The 13,814-nt window shown below is 44.6% G+C and carries 14 protein-coding genes and 1 tRNA gene; 3 read left to right on the top strand and 12 right to left on the bottom strand.

All coding sequences use genetic code 11. The features are described 5' to 3' along the window. Nucleotides 1-373 precede the first annotated feature (373 nt). The 3 genes from FEM33_RS18175 to FEM33_RS18185 are packed head-to-tail and all read left to right on the top strand — an operon-like array spanning nt 374 to nt 3,334. Nucleotides 374-1,552: a cysteine desulfurase family protein gene (locus FEM33_RS18175; RefSeq protein WP_139013529.1), complete on the top strand. Its 1,179-nt coding sequence runs from the start codon at nt 374-376 to the stop codon at nt 1,550-1,552. Beyond that, nucleotides 1,518-2,720 carry an XdhC family protein gene (locus FEM33_RS18180; protein WP_139013397.1) on the top strand — a complete coding sequence of 401 codons (1,203 nt, stop codon included), beginning with the start codon at nt 1,518-1,520 and terminating at the stop codon, nt 2,718-2,720. Before FEM33_RS18175 ends, FEM33_RS18180 begins: the two co-directional genes overlap by 35 nt. Next, nucleotides 2,720-3,334, top strand: coding sequence for a nucleotidyltransferase family protein (locus FEM33_RS18185; protein WP_229214304.1), 615 nt, complete (start codon nt 2,720-2,722; stop codon nt 3,332-3,334). The genes FEM33_RS18180 and FEM33_RS18185 overlap by 1 nt, the downstream gene beginning before the upstream one ends. An 83-nt stretch (nt 3,335-3,417) precedes the next feature. Here FEM33_RS18185 and pgl read toward each other — a convergent pair whose 3' ends face one another. The 12 genes from pgl to FEM33_RS18245 all read right to left on the bottom strand — a co-directional run bounded on the left by pgl (nt 3,418) and on the right by FEM33_RS18245 (nt 13,370). After that, complete coding sequence (pgl, locus tag FEM33_RS18190) at nt 3,418-4,149, bottom strand: 6-phosphogluconolactonase (RefSeq protein ID WP_139013398.1); 732 nt, start codon at nt 4,147-4,149, stop codon at nt 3,418-3,420. Nucleotides 4,150-4,152: 3 nt separating this feature from the next. Then, a complete protein-coding gene (zwf, locus tag FEM33_RS18195) occupies nt 4,153-5,661 on the bottom strand; it encodes a glucose-6-phosphate dehydrogenase (protein ID WP_139013399.1) in 1,509 nt (502 codons plus the stop codon). A 12-nt stretch (nt 5,662-5,673) separates the two neighbouring features. Next, entirely contained in the window at nt 5,674-7,089 is a 1,416-nt protein-coding gene (gnd, locus tag FEM33_RS18200; RefSeq protein ID WP_139013400.1) for an NADP-dependent phosphogluconate dehydrogenase, read from the bottom strand. Nucleotides 7,090-7,322: 233 nt separating this feature from the next. Then, nucleotides 7,323-7,604 (bottom strand): hypothetical protein, encoded by a 282-nt coding sequence (locus FEM33_RS18205; RefSeq protein WP_139013401.1) that lies wholly within the window; start codon nt 7,602-7,604, stop codon nt 7,323-7,325. A gap of 161 nt (nt 7,605-7,765) precedes the next feature. Continuing rightward, nucleotides 7,766-7,999, bottom strand: coding sequence for a hypothetical protein (locus tag FEM33_RS18210; RefSeq protein WP_139013402.1), 234 nt, complete (start codon nt 7,997-7,999; stop codon nt 7,766-7,768). A 148-nt stretch (nt 8,000-8,147) separates the two neighbouring features. Next, entirely contained in the window at nt 8,148-10,067 is a 1,920-nt protein-coding gene (locus tag FEM33_RS18215; protein ID WP_139013403.1) for a T9SS type A sorting domain-containing protein, read from the bottom strand. A gap of 219 nt (nt 10,068-10,286) precedes the next feature. After that, nucleotides 10,287-10,360, bottom strand: a tRNA-Ala gene (locus FEM33_RS18220). Nucleotides 10,361-10,486: 126 nt separating this feature from the next. Beyond that, nucleotides 10,487-10,621 carry a hypothetical protein gene (locus FEM33_RS26865; protein WP_262710591.1) on the bottom strand — a complete coding sequence of 45 codons (135 nt, stop codon included), beginning with the start codon at nt 10,619-10,621 and terminating at the stop codon, nt 10,487-10,489. A gap of 93 nt (nt 10,622-10,714) precedes the next feature. Further along, nucleotides 10,715-11,266, bottom strand: a complete 552-nt coding sequence (locus FEM33_RS18230; protein WP_139013404.1) for a 3'-5' exonuclease — start codon at nt 11,264-11,266, stop codon at nt 10,715-10,717. A gap of 131 nt (nt 11,267-11,397) precedes the next feature. Then, nucleotides 11,398-12,420: an energy transducer TonB gene (locus tag FEM33_RS18235; RefSeq protein ID WP_139013405.1), complete on the bottom strand. Its 1,023-nt coding sequence runs from the start codon at nt 12,418-12,420 to the stop codon at nt 11,398-11,400. 36 nt (nt 12,421-12,456) lie between these two features. Beyond that, on the bottom strand, nt 12,457-12,810 hold the full coding sequence (locus FEM33_RS18240) for a PadR family transcriptional regulator (protein ID WP_138282045.1): 354 nt from the start codon (nt 12,808-12,810) through the stop codon (nt 12,457-12,459). 89 nt (nt 12,811-12,899) lie between these two features. Then, nucleotides 12,900-13,370, bottom strand: a complete 471-nt coding sequence (locus FEM33_RS18245; protein ID WP_138282044.1) for an Lrp/AsnC ligand binding domain-containing protein — start codon at nt 13,368-13,370, stop codon at nt 12,900-12,902. Nucleotides 13,371-13,814: the final 444 nt, after the last annotated feature.

Consider the following 13,814-nt stretch of genomic DNA (forward strand, 5'->3'; position numbering starts at 1 on the left):
TCTCAACTTTAACCGCATTTTAAGTCGCATTTAATTGCGTTTTAATTGCCTGTAAGCTCCTTTGGGTATCAATTGAAAATCAGGGTAAATTCTGGTTTACGGTTACAAAAACCGGATTGTCCGGGCATCGTTTAATGCGTCAGATTTTATCACAGACGTACTTGCCATTATTCTGATTGATATCCATACAATGTAAAACCAGAAGCCGTCTCAGTGAAGGAAATGGCTGAAGATCTTCATAATTGTAGTTAACCTGTTCGTTTTAGTTTCAGAAACCATCTCATGCTTAAAATGGGATGGTTTTTTGTTTATATTGAACTATAAATAATGTTTTTGCTTTCTTGAATCAGAACAACATTGCAACCGAATGGCCCTGAAACTGCCCGTATATCTTGACAATAATGCAACAACGCCGATGGACCCGAGGGTTCTGGAAGCAATGCTGCCTTATTTTACAGAGAAGTTCGGCAATGCCGCCAGCCGTACGCATTCGTATGGCTGGGAAGCGGAAGAAGCCGTTGATATCGCACGTGAAAATGTGGCCGCGCTGATCGGTGCGCATCCACATGAAATCGTATTCACATCGGGCGCTACGGAAGCTGTCAATCTCGCCGTCAAAGGCGTTTTGGAAAATTTCTCCGGTCAGAACAAACACATCATTACCGTTGCCACCGAGCATAAAGCCGTTTTGGATACATGCAGGCATCTTGAAAAAACAGGAACCCGCGTTACTTATCTGCCCGTTTCCGAACAGGGCACCGTTGATCTTGATGCACTGGAAAAGGCAATTACGGACCAAACCGTTCTCATTTCGGTGATGTATGCCAACAATGAAACCGGCGTCATCCAGCCTGTTCAGGAAATCGGAAATATGGCCAGACAATACCGGATTCCGTTTATGACCGATGCAACGCAGGCTGTGGGCAAAATTCCTGTCGATGTAAATTCAGACAACATTGATCTGCTGACGTTCAGTGCACATAAAATATATGGCCCCAAAGGTACAGGCGTGCTTTTTGTCAGAAAAAAACATCCGGCAGTTTCCATTATATCACAGATCGATGGCGGAGGCCATGAACGCAACATGCGCAGCGGTACGCTTAATGTACCCGGGATAGTTGGTCTTGGCAAAGCCTGTGAATTATGCAACGAAGAAATGGATGCTGAAAACGAAAGGTTGATGCTGCTCCGCAATACTTTTGAAAATCAGTTGCTTGCGTTAAGCGACGTTCACATCAACGGGAAAGACAGCCTGCGGCTTCCGCATGCAACTAACATTTCATTCCGTTATATAGATGGTGAAAAGCTGATTTTCGAAGCCGGCAGCAACATGGCTTTTTCAAGAAGTTCTGCATGTACGTCTGCAACGCTTGAACCCAGTTATGTACTGAAAGCAATGGGCTTGTCGGATGAAATGATCCATAATTCCTTTCGTTTCAGCTTCGGCAGGTTTTCGACTGATGACGAGCTTTCGCATGCCGTTCAAATCATTTCCAAACTAGTAAAAGAACATCGCAATGAAAGAAATTACGGACATCATAAAATCCTATGAACGTGCCGTAACCGCCGGAAAAAGAATGGCGCTTGCAACCGTTGTACATGTGGAAGGTTCCTCCTATCGCCGCCCCGGCGCACGCATGCTCGTTACGGACGACGGACAGCTTACCGGCGCGATCAGCGGCGGGTGTCTGGAAGGCGATGCATTGCGGAAGGCACTGCTTGCCATTTCGCAGCAGAAAAACAAACTGGTTACTTACGATACAACCGACGAAACGGACACAACGCTTGGCGTTCAGCTTGGCTGCAACGGCATCGTACATATTCTGTTCGAACCCATTCTTCCCGATCAGCCGAATCATCCGGTTGCCCTGCTGAAAAGAATTACCGAAAAAAGGCAGAATGCGGTACTGATTACTTTATTTTCACTTCAATCCAGAAACGGAAATCAGCCGGGAACCTGTTATCTGGATCTTGAAACAGATCGAATTACGGTCAGCAATGTAGCGGAAACAGACTTTGACTCAATACTGCAGCAAGAAGCAAATCTGGCAAAAGAAAGACAGGAATCAGCTTTCAGGACATTCAGTTTCAAGAACCAGAAACTCACCGGATTCGTAGAATACCTGAAAATTCCGCCGTTGCTTGTGATTGCCGGAGCCGGAAACGACATTATTCCGCTGATGGAAATGGCTGCTGTGCTGGGTTGGGAAATCACCATTGTGGACGGCCGCGCCGGACATGCAACCACACAGCGTTTTCCAAAAGCCAAACATGTCTTTGTAACCAAATCATCCGGCGTTCTGGACTTGATCAGCGTGGATTCCCGTACGTTTTTTGTGCTGATGACACATAATTACAACTACGATCTGGCTTTGCTGAAAGAACTCATTGCATTGGAAGAATGCATTTACATCGGGGCTTTGGGACCCAGGAAAAAGCTGGAAAGGATGTTTGATGAACTGGAAAATAGCGGAATGACAATTACTGAACAGCAAAAGTCAAAAGTATTCGGGCCGGTCGGGCTGGACATCGGGGCTGAAACTTCCGAAGAAATTGCCTTGTCCGTACTGGCTGAAATCAAGGCGGTTTTGAACGGACGGACCGGTATTTCGTTACGCGGAAAGTCAGAGCCTATTCACAGCCGTACGGACCAGAAAGTAGATTATGCAAAAACGGCACGCGAAGATTTTCTTTGTGCGATCCAAACATCGGAATCCTGATGATGCAGTCAAATTCACAATACGGCATCGTTATTCTTGCAGCTGGCAATTCGTCCCGCCTCGGTGAGCCCAAACAGCTGCTGAAATATCAGGATAAAACCCTGATCTGTCATATTGCAGAAGCTGCGGTTGAAGCTGCCAGCCGGGAAGTTGTTGTCGTAACGGGTTCCGGCGCAACTTTAATCGAAAAAGAGCTCGAACCATTAACATTTCATCAGGCCTTCAATGCAAACTGGGAAATGGGCATGGGCTCATCCGTAGCGGCAGGAATTGCAAAGCTGCTGGAAGTAAATCCTTTGGGCAAAGGCGCTATTATTGCAGTCAGCGATCAGCCGTTTGTTACTTCCGATTTATTCAATGCATTGTTTCAAAAGTCGGAAGAAACCGGTGCCGGCATTGCGGCCTGTGCTTATGACGATACAATCGGAACACCCGTTTTTTTCAGTAAAAAATACTTTGATATACTGCTGAAACTAAACGGTGCAGATGGTGCCAAAAAGCTTTTAAAAAAATATGAAAGTGACGTTACAACGGTTTCTTTCCCCGCGGGAAGCATCGATATTGACACCGCTGCGGATTATCAGAAATTGCTGAAAAGCGGTTTAATTAACTAATGCGGGCTGTGATAAAACAAAAAAGCGCGCCTTATGTTAAGCGCGCTTTTTTATAATCTGAATTGTTCAGCTTCCGAAAAAATTCATTTTCCGGATTGATACAAACTTGCAGCTGCTTCATCGACAAACCAATGCAGTTGCCCGTTTTCAGGGTTTATGATTTGTGACGGATAAAGATCAATGTTTCTTTCTCCTTGGAGCACATTTTTCAAAGTTTCCGCTTTTCCGGAACCTGCCGCAAGAAAAACCACACACGCCGATTGATTAACCAGCGGAGCCGTCAGCGTAATCCGGTACATGTCCTGTGCAGGCAGAAAAAACGAAGTCGCCCATGCATTCTGCTCGTGAATCACATCCGTTCCCGGAAACAATGATAACGTATGACCGTCGTCGCCCATTCCAAGCAGCACCAGATCAAAAGTTGTTTCAGAATCCTGAAAATACGTTTTCAAAATACTTTCATACGCCTTTGCCGAAGAATCCGGATCAAGGTCCGTACGCATGACATGGATGTTTTCTGCAACGACAGGCACTTTGTCCAGCAGTTCTTCGAAACACATTCTGGCATTGTTCCGCGAATCCTCAAAAGGCACAGCCCGTTCGTCGCCCCAGAAGAAATGTATCCTGTTCCAGGGAATGGATTTCTTATAAGGCATTTCTGCCAGTTTGGAATACAGCAGTTTCGGAGTGCTGCCGCCGGACAGCACAAAGGTAAAGCGTTCCTTCTTTTCCAGAACCTGCTGAATGTAATGGCTTATCCATTCGGCCAGTTCATTACTCAGCTGTTCTGTATCTTTTGAAATGTGAATTTCCATAAATCAGGGAACTGGCGGTAAATTAATCCACGTATGTCCGTCGCGTGCAATCAATGCATCGGCATCGTCAGGGCCCCATGAATCCGGCGCATAGTTCGGAAAATCCTGAGGTGTTCTGCTTTCCCATGTTTCCAGAATCGGCATGATCACTTTCCATGCCGCATCCACCTGATCATTCCGCATAAACAAAGTCGCATCGCCTTCCATTACGTCCAGCAGCAAGGTTTCATATGCTTCGGGCGCATGGTCTCCGGCAATGGCGTCATAATCAAAAGTCATGTCAACGGGATCGAGCGTCATGGTCTGGCCGGGACGCTTGGACTGAAAACGGATGCTTATGTCCATGTTCGGTTGGATACTGATCGTCAGCCTGTTTGAACGCCACGTTTCAGCTGCTTCCGCCGGAAATGCATAGTGCGGCGCCGGTTTGAACTGCAACGTTATATGCGTTGCTTTCTGGTTCAGGTATTTTCCGGTACGCACATAAAACGGTACGCCCTGCCAGCGCCAGTTGTCAATATAGAATTTGGCGGCAGCAAAAGTATCAATGTTGGAATGCGGATCCACGCCTTCTTCCTGACGGTAGCCGACTACTTTCTCCCCTTTTTTCCAACCACCTGAATATTGTCCGCGGACGGCAAAGTCATGCACCTGATCCTTGGTAATACGGCGGATCGCGTTCAGTACATCCACTTTTTTATTACGGATTTCGTTGGCATCAAAGGAAACCGGCGGTTCCATGGCGATCATGCAAAGGATCTGCAGAATATGGTTCTGAACCATATCCCGCAATGCGCCGGCATGCTCGAAATAACCGCCCCGTCCTTCCAGACCCACACTTTCAGCGGCTGTAATCTGGATATGATCAATGTAATTCCTGTTCCATAAAGGTTCAAAGAGAGCATTTGCAAAGCGCAGGGCGAGAATGTTCTGCACTGTTTCCTTTCCGAGATAATGATCAATCCTGAAAATCTGCTCTTCGGCAAACATGCTGGAAAGCAAGGTATTCAGTTGATGTGCGCTTTCCAGATCATGCCCGAAAGGTTTTTCCACCACAATCCGCGTTGTGCTTTTTTCCGAGCAGATTTTAAGCGTACCCAGTTTTTGCGCAATGGAAGGCACAAGCTGCGGTGCAACGGCCAGATAAAAAATCACATTAGGGTGTACGCCCCACTCCTCTTCCTTCTGTTTGACCAGATCCGTAATCAGATGATAAGCCTCGGCATTGTCGGCATCCATCTGCAGGTAAGTTACATGCTGGCTGAATTCCTGCCAGTGACCGTTCTGCTGTCCTTTTCTGCGCGAAAAACGTGTGACGCCATCCAGCAAATGTTCATAATAAGCTTCATTGGTATAAGGACTTCTTCCAATGCCGGCAATGGCGAATTTTTCCGGCATCCAGTTGTCCAGAAACAGGTTATAAAGTGCAGGCGTTAACTTTCTGAAGTTAAGGTCTCCGCTTCCGCCAAAAATAAAAAGGATTGAAGCAGGCGGACGTTTATTGATTTGCATAGGATATCTGATTTATTGTGGCCCCCACTCTGTATGAAAAATACCGGGGATATCGATACGTTGATAAGTATGCGCTCCGAAATAATCACGCTGCGCCTGAATCAGATTGGTCGGCATGCTTTCCGTACGGAATGCGTCAAAATACGAAAGTGACGACATCAGACCGGCAGCCGGAATCCCTGAATTTGCAGCAAACGCAACCAGCGAACGCGTATTCTTTTCTACAGACTTAACGAGCGTGGCAACCTCTTGGTTCAACAGAATATTGGACAATTCCACCTCTTCCTTATACGCTTTGGCGAATGTTTCCAGTAAAGAAGAACGGATGATACAACCGCCGCGCCACACGCTGACTACATCCGGCAAAGGAATTTCCATGCTCAGATATTTGGAAGCCTGAAACAACATGGCCAGACCTTGTGCATAGCTTAATATCGTTGCAAAATAAAGCGCATCGTGAACCTGCTGAATGAATTCTTCGGTTGCAACCGGCACTTCGGTATTGTTCTCAGCATATAACTGGGAAGCTTTTACTCTTTCGTCCTTGTAACCGGACAAAGTACGCATGGCAACTGCAGTATCAATAACAGGCACGGCCACGGGCAGTTCCATGGAATCCTGCGAAGTCCATTTACCCGTACCTTTGGAACCTGCTTTGTCCGAAATTACATCCACAAGATCGGCAGCGGACTGATCATCTTTCTGCAGGAAAATATCAGCTGTAATTTCAACCAGAAAAGACTGCAGCTTGCCTTCATTCCAGCTTTTGAATACTTCATGCAATTGCTGGTTACTCAATCCGGCGTGCTTAAGAATGGCGTAAGTTTCACTGATGAGCTGCATAATGGCATATTCAATGCCGTTGTGGACCATTTTTACATAATGTCCGGCACCGGATCTGCCGAGGTATGCCACACACGGCGTGCCGTCTACTTTGGCTGCAATGGCTTCCAGCATCGGTTTTACATTCTTATATGCAGTCTGATCGCCGCCGGGCATGATACTCGGGCCTGAACGTGCGCCCTGCTCACCACCGGATACGCCCATCCCCATAAAGTGGATTCCTCTCTCACCCAGGTACTGCACCCGGCGCAATGTATCCGTATAATGGGAATTCCCTCCGTCAATGATGATATCCTCTTTTTCAACAAGCGGCAGCAGCGAATCGATCACATCATCAACCGGTTTGCCGGCAGGAACAAGCATCATTATTTTGCGGGGAGGCTGTAAAAGCTGAATCATCTGCGCAAGTTCGGGCACTCCCTTTACCGTAGTTCCCGGAGTAGCTGCCGATTCAAGCGCAGCGTTCTTGACTGCATCCTTATCAAAGCCGATGACAGAAAAGCCATGATCAGCCATATTGAGCAACAGGTTCCTACCCATTACACCAAGCCCGATCATTCCAAAATCGAATAGGTTATTTGACATAATTGAAGCGTCTTAAAAGAATAAAGAAGTTGCAATAATAAAGGAATTTACGCTACGGATTCGCTTTCAGCGTAATTTGTTGGGCTTTATCCTGAAATTAAATAACATCAGACATTTTGCACCTTTGCATATTGAAAAACGGAGGAAGCAAATAATAAATGCCTTTCGTTTTCTGTACTGCGATTACGAAAGGCATTTTCAGTAGATAAACATCCTGTAAAAATAACAGGCAATTATCCGCGGCTTATATCAAACCCGTGCGACCGGATCAGATCCACAAATCTGAATGGATTGGGCAAATCCCAGATTGCACCGTCGGCTTCAAAAAATGTCTTGCCGCTTTTATAGATAACAAGCTTGCGGTCATCGTTGAAAATAACAATACCTTCGCCGTCGTCAGTCAATTTTGTGTTGTAATTTGTTCCTTCCTTCTCACAGACAAAGTCAAAAACTTCCTGACAAGCTTCTTTATTCTCGGCAAGTGCTATCAATGGTTTACTTTCTGATGTGTTCATACAGATTATTGTTGGTATATGCAGCGGACCTAAAAAAGCCGTACCCGTACGAACATCTCATTATTTTTATGCGTATTAAAGCAGTTCAGGACGCTTGAATTTTGTTAAAAATACTGCTTTCAAACTGCTGATTTCGTAAAATCATGTTTTTACGAGCGTCTTCATTCTTTATTCCAGACATTGCTTTTCAGGTGTTCCCGCAGGTAAAATCCCTTTTCGGTCAATTCGCAATCCATAGGATATTCCTGATTTTTTTCCCAGGCACAGGCAATTGTATTATCCTGTTCAAGTCTTTTCAATGCCGAAATGATATTCGGCTGCAGTTTTCTGTCGGACAAAAATGAGTAACGGTCTTCATCCTTGAAAAACTTCATAGCTTCCAATTCGTCTTCCATCGCTTTTTCTAAATTGTTACAGGTTATTGTTAAGCTTTCCAATTAGTGCATTTCTTTGCAAAAATCCACATTTACCAAAAATATTTTAGCAAAAAAAGTAGGCCATTAACAAGTATTCCGGAATCGGATATAATCAGAAGTATTTACTTCATTTCCCGATTAACACCTTTTTTACCGAAGAGCTCCCGTCAGCCAGCGTAACCCGGACAAAGTAAATCCCGGTTGAAAAATCCTTAACAAACACACTCTGAACGGGCTTTTTACCAGAAATATATACTATATCAGAACGGCTGTTCAGCAGCTCCACGGTTTTAACCTTATGCCAGTCGGCCATTTCAATGTTCAAAACATCTGATGCCGGATTCGGGAAAATGTTCAATGCAACATCTGAATCAAAGTGCAGGCTTTGAATCTTGCTGTAAGTGAAACTGCCGTCTATGTCGATCATTTTAAGCCGGTAAAGGTTATCAACGCCATGTACGGGTTTGTTGTCAACCAGCATGTAATTGGCCGGCTTGTTTACATCACCATTGGATTTGACAGTAGCGATCAAATCCCAAGTTTTGCCGTTGAAGCTGCGCTGCACCTCAAAGCGGTCATTGCGGGTTTCGGAAGATGTGGACCAAGTAAGAAGCGCAGTTGTGTTTTCCTTTTGTGCGGTGAAGCTGGTGAGGGTAACGGGGAGTGGTTCGGGAGCGAGTTTAACTATCCAGTAGTCCTCATATCCGCGACTGTTTTCTGACTTTTCCCCACTCACAGGCGAATCAGAAAAACTGGCTAGGATAACACCTCCATCCTTGGTTGGCGCCAGTGATTGCAACCTATCTGTTTGTGACCCTCCAATTGTTCTGTCCCAAACTTTTGTCCTGTTTGAATCCAGCTTGACTACCCATACGTCCCGGCGTCCTCCTCTTGAAGGTTCTGATTTATCTCGCCCTGCACTGCTTCGGGAGCTTCCTCCCAGTAAATAGCCTCCATCACTGGTTTTGACTGCGGAAGTAAGAAAATTAAGATTGTATCCCTGAGCATCGTATCCGGATCCAATGGTTTTATCCCATAGTTTATTTCCCTGTGCATCGATTCTGACAATCCAGAAATCCTGACAAGACGCACAAATGTATTCACCTTGATCGTCTAAGGTAGTAGTTATAGCCTCTCCTCCAAGTAAAAAACTGCCATCATTTAATTGTTGTATAGATTTCAGGATATTATCACCAGCACCAGCAATGGTTTTTTCCCATTGTACAGCACCATTTTGACTTAATCTGGCGAGATAAAAGTCTTCTACATATTCATACAGAGGATTGGGGCCTTGGGAGCCGCCAATCAGATAGCCGCCATCCGATGTAAGCTCGACGATTGCACCTTCATTTCTGTAATGCATCCCATCCTGCCGTCTTCCCAGTACAACATCCCATTGCACTGTTCGGGATGCAGAAAGTTTCACAATCCAATGATCCGTATAGCCTTTATCCAAAGGTGCTTTTGTTTTGTTGTTACCAATTTCAGATTCAGAGCTTCCTGCCAGAATATAACCTCCGTCTTTTGTCGGTTTCACAGAGGTAAGCAGATCTATATCCGGACCTCCAATGGTTTTGTCCCACTCTACTGCTCCACTGGCACTGAGCTTAATGATCCAGTAATCAAGCTTATCTTCGGGGTATATGCCATACGCAGGCTCACTCTTTATGGGACCCACACCGGAATTGGAAGAAGTACCCACAATATATCCGCCATCAGGTGTTAGTTCAATAAAAGTATTTTGCTCTGTGCCTTCGCCTCCCAGGATTTTGTCCCATTGTTTGCTTCCATCAGCTGCTAATTTGATAATCCAAATATCACTGCTGCCATAACCCACCTGATTTTTGTCACCACTTAGGGTGGTTGTGCCACTAATAATGAACCCACCGTCTGCGGTTTGCTTGATAGAATTGGGCACATCGCCTCCGGTACCTCCATAAATCTTTTCCCACTCAATTTTGGGTTGCGCGAATACACTTGCCTGCACAAAGACCAGTAAGGCAAGCAGAAATTTGAAGATGTGCTGAGGAAGTAGAATTCTATTCATATCATGATAGGTTAGGCAATCTGTAGTTACAAATACAATTGTAAGTACAATTTTCTTCTATCTACTTCGCGAACTTATTTAACGGTAGCTATATGGTGCGACGAAAAATTTCTGACAAACAGTCAATATCGTAATTCTTGGTATTTTCTCAAATGGCGCCAAAACAAAAATGGCCTTTTGGTAATTAAACCAAAAGGCCATTTCATATGTAAAAAAATGTGGAGAATATCGGATTCGAACCGACGACCTCTTGCATGCCATGCAAGCGCTCTAGCCAACTGAGCTAATCCCCCGGGTTTAATCATGCCGGCAAAAACCTTTATTATGCCGGCCGGATTTTTTTATGGTGTGCAAAGATTAAACAGAGAACTTTGATAAACAAGCATACGCGCTAATTTTCTATCTGAAAACGGAAAACTTTATCCGCGCCGCCCTCCGCCAAATACTCTGGAAAGTGCCCATATTACGATTGCAATGATGGCAACAACAAGTATAACTCCCGTCCAGACTCCCGTTTTGAATATATCACCAATTGCTGCACAGCTGGTAAACATGACGGATATAAGAAGAATAACAAGGCAATTGATATAAGCTTTCATCGGGAAGAATAATTTAGTTTAGCAATTTTTAACTAAACTTCTAAAAAATCATTCCACGAAAAGGTCCGGCCTGCTGCTATACGAAGGTTCTACCGGAATCAGCTTCTTGCTGTCATTCGAAAGTAATTTTTCAAACAATCGTACGGTTGCTTCTGCATCGCCATGCGCGCGGTGCCGGTTTTCAATGTTGATCCCAAGGCTTTCACACAGCTTTCCCAGACTATACGATTTCAAACCGGGGAATATTTTTCTGCTGAGCTGAACCGTGCATAAAATATCACGCTGATAATATTCTTCCAAGGCGCCGTATTCCCTTTTTATAAATCCGTAATCAAACCTTGCGTTGTGCGCTACAAACCATGCGTCTTTGGTTATCGCCCGCAAAGCATCCTGAACGTCAAAAAATGTGGGTGAATCCCGTACCATTTCATTATCAATTCCGGTCAGGCGTGTAATGAACGGCGGAATGTAAATCTCCGGGTTTATCAGTGAATGAAAAGTGTCAACAACTTTTGAACCATCATGTCTGAAAACAGCTATTTCCGTTATGCGCGCTGTTCCTCCTCCTCCGGTCGTCTCTATATCAATGATGGCGTACATTAAATTTGCAGAATAAAATAAATATCAGGAAAGTTGAGCAGTAAATTTTATAGTACAAAAAAAAGAAAAAATCCCCGTTTTAACGAGGATTTTCTGTTATACAGGACGGTATTTACGCGATATACAGTATTTCAATTAAGCTGGAATGCAATCGGCAATGTAAAACGGACACGGACCGGAGCGCCTGACTGCTTGCCCGGAATCCAGTTCTGCATAAGTTTTACAACCCGCACTGCTTCTTCATCACACCCGAACCCGATTCCTTTGATTGCAGTAACGTTTTCAATCTTCCCATCCGTCCCCACTGTAAATTCGACGAAAACCCTTCCCTGAATTCCGGCTGCGGCAGCCGGGGACGGATATTTCAGGTTTTTCTGCAGAAATGCGCTCATGGCAGCAATTCCGCCTCTGTATTCCGGTGCCTGTTCCACAATCCGGAAAATTTCATCGTTCTTTGGCTTTACTTCCACGGCAACCGCCTTATCATTTGCAACCGGTGCCGACGGCGGCACGATGAAACCCATATCTTCAATCCCTTTTATATCTTCCTGTCCCGGCAACGCGGATTCCAGCTCTTCCTTTGTAGGCGGAATATTTTCAATCTCTACTTGATTGTCAGGCAATACAACCGGCGGCAGCGACCTTACCGTTTTTACCGACGGAGCAGCTTTTTCTGCTGGCGGCGGAGGTAACGGAACTTCCATCTTGATATCCACCGGATGAGCTTCCACAACATAGGCAATATCGGAGGCCTTCGGCTCCGGCACAAGCCGCGCATACAAATTCGGCAGCATCACCATCAGCAAAAACAGGGTAACCCCCATCAGCACTGAACGCTGGATGGTTTGTCCGTAACTTTTCCTCAGGTCATAGGCTCCGTAAAGCTTGTTTCTTCCTTCAAAAACGATGTCATTCAGTGATTTTTCCATGGCTAACAGATTTTTATGATCAACACTCAAATTCAGGAGCAATTGCGCATCAGCAGTTTCCGTGATTTCCTTGTATACCTGCTCAAACGGCTTACCGTTCCAAAGACATTCTTCTGCCTCGCAAGCCAGATGATCCAGTATTTCGGGAATCAGTTCCGGGTCCAGCTTGCTTGCCTGCAAATAGTTATTAATCAAATCAATGCGATTTTCCTGAAGGCGTTTCATCGGATTATCTGTTTAGATTTCAGCCATGTAAAGAATTTATTCTGAGGTCAGGACTCTTGGAGCCAACAATAATCTTACTGCTTCTATAAATCTTTCCAAATCAGTGGTTTTATCCCGTGCGGCTTCATTGCCGGGCGTAGTAAGTGAATAATATTTTCTCAGCCTTCCGTCCACTTCCACCGATTCCGTAATCAGCAAGCCTTCCTGTTCCAGCTTGTGCAGCACCGGGTACAATGCCCCGAATGTAAGCGCAATAGCTCCTCCCGTCCTGTCTTTAACTTCCTGCGTGATCTCGTATCCGTACATCCGACTATGTTCAGCAAGTAAATTCAATACGATCGTTTTCAATGTACCGCGTACATATTCGTTACTGGTTGCGTTGTTATCCATAAGTCATAATTTTCTTTACAAATATATATAAGTTTTTTATATATCAAACAAAGAACAAGAAATTTTGTTTTTAATATAAACATAAAGTTTCAGGATTCGGCAAGCGGAATGGAGCGGTTGATACGTTCTTCAAGTGAAATAAATGTTTCGGTCCGCTGGATGCCGTTCACTTTCTGAATCTTATCATGAAGAATTTCCCTTAAATGCCCTGTATCGCGGCAGACGATTTTTATAAAAATACTGTAAATACCCGTTGTATAATGAATATTGACTACTTCCGGAATGCTTTCCAGCTCGGTTGCTACTTGCTCATACAAAGAACTTTTTTCGAGGTAAATCCCTAAAAACGCGCTGATGTCCCAGCCGAGCTTTGCAGGATCGATAATCAGCTGGGAACCGCGTACAATTCCCATCTGTTCCAGCTTTTTCATACGCACATGCACAGTACCGCCGGAAACAAAAACCCTCTTGCCGATCTCGGTATAAGGCAGCGCAGCGTTCTCCATCAGCAGAGAAAGAATGCGCAAGTCTGTATTATCAATATCAGAATATTTTTGCATTTAGCCTGATTTGTTTGAATAATTTACAATAATAATAACCAAATTATGGAAAAATTGTAAATTTTGACAATTTTAAATGAAAAAATTTTATATTTAAGATGAGAAGTTTTAGTTTTGCACAATCAAATCGAGAAAGCAGTTTAAATGCTTTTCTGAATTGATTATCACATTGTAGGGTGATGAAATTGGCAGCCATGCCCTCCTGTCTCGGGGGTGGTGAATAAGGGATAAACGCGGCATAATGCCGACGCAAGTCGACTGGGGTGGACCACCAACAGTATTTGTACCGTAGCTAACCGCACCGTGGGTGGTTCGAATCCCCCTCCTACAGCAAAAAAAACTTGACAAGCGAATTTTTTCGTATTAGTTTTATTTGGTTTTTAGTTTGTTGATGAAGTGTAATTTGACACGCGGGTTCATTTTGAAACCTGCGTGTTTTTTATT

Origin of the sequence: Dyadobacter flavalbus (assembly GCF_006149045.1) — a bacterium.
Classification (GTDB): Bacteria; Bacteroidota; Bacteroidia; order Cytophagales; family Spirosomataceae; genus Dyadobacter; species Dyadobacter flavalbus.

Bases quoted from the DNA above. Each gene is read 5' to 3' on its own strand.
- FEM33_RS18245 (WP_138282044.1), bottom strand. From the start codon at position 13,370: ATGCAAAAATATTCTGATATTGATAATACAGACTTGCGCATTCTTTCT.
- FEM33_RS18240 (WP_138282045.1), bottom strand. From the start codon at position 12,810: ATGGATAACAACGCAACCAGTAACGAATATGTACGCGGTACATTGAAA.
- FEM33_RS18185 (WP_229214304.1), top strand. From the start codon at position 2,720: ATGATGCAGTCAAATTCACAATACGGCATCGTTATTCTTGCAGCTGGC.
- FEM33_RS26865 (WP_262710591.1), bottom strand. From the start codon at position 10,621: ATGTTTACCAGCTGTGCAGCAATTGGTGATATATTCAAAACGGGAGTC.
- gnd (WP_139013400.1), bottom strand. From the start codon at position 7,089: ATGTCAAATAACCTATTCGATTTTGGAATGATCGGGCTTGGTGTAATG.
- FEM33_RS18210 (WP_139013402.1), bottom strand. From the start codon at position 7,999: ATGGAAGACGAATTGGAAGCTATGAAGTTTTTCAAGGATGAAGACCGT.
- zwf (WP_139013399.1), bottom strand. From the start codon at position 5,661: ATGCAAATCAATAAACGTCCGCCTGCTTCAATCCTTTTTATTTTTGGC.
- FEM33_RS18215 (WP_139013403.1), bottom strand. From the start codon at position 10,067: ATGAATAGAATTCTACTTCCTCAGCACATCTTCAAATTTCTGCTTGCC.
- pgl (WP_139013398.1), bottom strand. From the start codon at position 4,149: ATGGAAATTCACATTTCAAAAGATACAGAACAGCTGAGTAATGAACTG.
- FEM33_RS18230 (WP_139013404.1), bottom strand. From the start codon at position 11,266: ATGTACGCCATCATTGATATAGAGACGACCGGAGGAGGAGGAACAGCG.
- FEM33_RS18235 (WP_139013405.1), bottom strand. From the start codon at position 12,420: ATGAAACGCCTTCAGGAAAATCGCATTGATTTGATTAATAACTATTTG.
- FEM33_RS18180 (WP_139013397.1), top strand. From the start codon at position 1,518: ATGAAAGAAATTACGGACATCATAAAATCCTATGAACGTGCCGTAACC.
- FEM33_RS18205 (WP_139013401.1), bottom strand. From the start codon at position 7,604: ATGAACACATCAGAAAGTAAACCATTGATAGCACTTGCCGAGAATAAA.